Below are 2,013 nucleotides of genomic sequence, written 5' to 3' on the forward strand. Positions count from 1 at the left end.
CTTCGTCACGTGCACCTCGGCCTGCCCGCGGGCGCCCTCGTAGGCCCCGGTTCCGCCGGTGATGGCCACCGTGAAGTCCGTGGCGTTGATGCGCCTCATGTCCTGGAAGGTCAGCTGGCCGCCCCCGAGGATGAACGTCGCGAACTCCTCGACCTGCTTCGGCTGCGTGTTCGCGGCGACGTCCTGGATGCCGAAGTGTCCCACCGGCTTGCCGCCCTCGAGCAGCACGCCTCCCAGGATGATTCGGTCGCCCAGGCTGAACCCCTTCTTCCCCTCCTCGATCAGCTGCACAGCGGTGGGCTGGCCGGTCAGCTTGAGCGTGGTGGACGGGGCCAGCGACGAGGCCGAGGCGATCGAGGGACCGATCCCCAGCGCACCGACCACTAGCCCCAGGCCCAGCATCCCGATGGTCTTCTTCATCTTCGTCCCCTTTCGAGTCCACATGTCGTCCGGCGTCCTCATGTCCCGTCTTCACCCCCCTTCCCGGGGCGCTCGTCGTTCCTGTAGCCACGGTATGGCCGCGAGACATCCTCAGATGTCAGTTGTTCAGCAGGCTCCTAGGGTTCTCCGCGCCCCTCTGTGCGCTGCCGCCGCAGGTAGTCCCGCATTCGCTGCGGATAGCCCACCCGCATGGCGTCGAAGACCTTCATGTCGTGCGTTCGGGTCAGCTCCCGCAGATACGCGTCGTCGAAGAGCTCGAAGCGCCGGTGCTCGCCGTCCCTCGCGACCAGCACGACGGAGAGGGGGTGCATCACCGTCTTCGGCTCGACGTAGGCCTCCACGCCCTGGCGGGACTCCACGAACTGGAGGATCCCCTCGCGGTCCTCCCCCGGCCCTTGCACGCCCTTCAGCCGGCGCGACATCCGGTCGGTGCGCGGCTCGAACTCGTAGCGCCCGCCCACCGCGCTCTGGGGGCGGACCACCTTCCCGAGGTCCCGCATCCGGTCGCGAAATCCCATGGCCTCCCCCTCGCGCGTGCGCCCGAAATGTAGCGCTTTCACGACCCGGGCGGTGACGCGGAACGCGTGACGGTCTCATGAATCCTCCGTACGGAGAACCGTTCCGTTCGCGCATGCCGTCTGGACGCTCGGGGCCGCACGCTGACTCCTGGCCGACGGCACACCAGGAGAGGGGGCCGGGACGTGGCCGAGGAACACATGGACGTCCGCGTGCTGCTCGCCGAGGAGCAGTCGCTGTTCCGTGAGTCCATCCGCATGGCCCTGGAGGCCGAGCCCGACATCCGCGTGGTGGCGGTGGCCGACTCCGGCGTCCGCGCCGTCGGGGAGGTGGAGCTGCACCACGGGCGGATCGGACGTGATCCCGCTCGGATTGACCCGTTCTTGGAGCGGGTGTTCCACGCCTGGATAGTCCACTCCACCCGGCGGTTCGGGGAGCTCGTGTCTGAGCCTTCCTTCCGCAGGTGGGGGGAGGTTCGCATCTTCCACCTCGAAGAGGACGGGTTCCTGGACATGCTCGGCTCGTGGGACCTCGCCGATGACGGGGACGCGTCGGAGGCACGAGCCCGGGACTCGAACCACATGGCCTCGCTCCTCCACGGCACCCACGACGCCGGAGGCGGCCGGTGCTCAACAGCGACGCCGTCCATCCATGGGCCTGAACCTCGGTCAGGTCACCCCTGCGCTTCGCCGTCCCGGTGAAGTAGTTCACGCCCGCCATGGAGGCGACGAAGGCCGATGCCGGAGCCTCCACCAGATCGGGAGCCCAGCGCCCCTGCATCCCTCACCCCCCCACATCGACGCCGGCGGCATGGTAGGGACCCCAGCCACGCGATGTAAAAGGGGCTCTGTGGCAATACTCCGCGTCGCCGTCTACGCGCCGGTGCGAGCGGCGATCCGGTTCCATTGGGACGGCCAGTCTTCCGACGGCGGGACGCCGAGCTCACCGCACCAACACCCACACCGAGCGACCATCACTCCCGAGGGCCGCCGGCTGGCCCTGGAAGTGAACTGTGACGACCACGGTGAGCAGGGCCGGGTCGACGACCCACAGCGT

At 68.7% G+C, this 2,013-nt stretch carries 4 protein-coding genes; 2 read left to right on the top strand and 2 right to left on the bottom strand.

What is annotated here, in order from left to right; genetic code table 11:
- Nucleotides 1-420 (bottom strand): hypothetical protein (locus M3Q23_14475; protein ID MDP9343265.1); only part of this gene is annotated, 420 nt, incomplete at its 3' end.
- Nucleotides 421-557: 137 nt separating this feature from the next.
- The gene (locus M3Q23_14480; protein MDP9343266.1) at nucleotides 558-959 is read right to left on the bottom strand and encodes an oxidoreductase; all 402 of its coding nucleotides are present in this window, start codon (nucleotides 957-959) and stop codon (nucleotides 558-560) included.
- 183 nt (nucleotides 960-1,142) lie between these two features.
- On the opposite strand from M3Q23_14480, the gene M3Q23_14485 reads away from it, so the two are divergent.
- Together M3Q23_14485 and M3Q23_14490 are read left to right on the top strand one after the other, a co-directional pair.
- Nucleotides 1,143-1,658, top strand: coding sequence for a hypothetical protein (locus M3Q23_14485; protein MDP9343267.1), 516 nt, complete (start codon nucleotides 1,143-1,145; stop codon nucleotides 1,656-1,658).
- Nucleotides 1,659-1,806: 148 nt separating this feature from the next.
- Nucleotides 1,807-2,013: hypothetical protein (locus M3Q23_14490; protein MDP9343268.1), on the top strand; the 207-nt coding region annotated here is incomplete at its 3' end.

Source organism: Actinomycetota bacterium, from assembly GCA_030774015.1.
Lineage (GTDB): Bacteria > Actinomycetota > UBA4738 > UBA4738 > JACQTL01 > JALYLZ01.

What these genes read in the sequence shown, in the direction of transcription:
- M3Q23_14480 (MDP9343266.1), bottom strand. Translation starts at nt 959, where the DNA reads ATGGGATTTCGCGACCGGATGCGGGACCTCGGGAAGGTGGTCCGCCCC.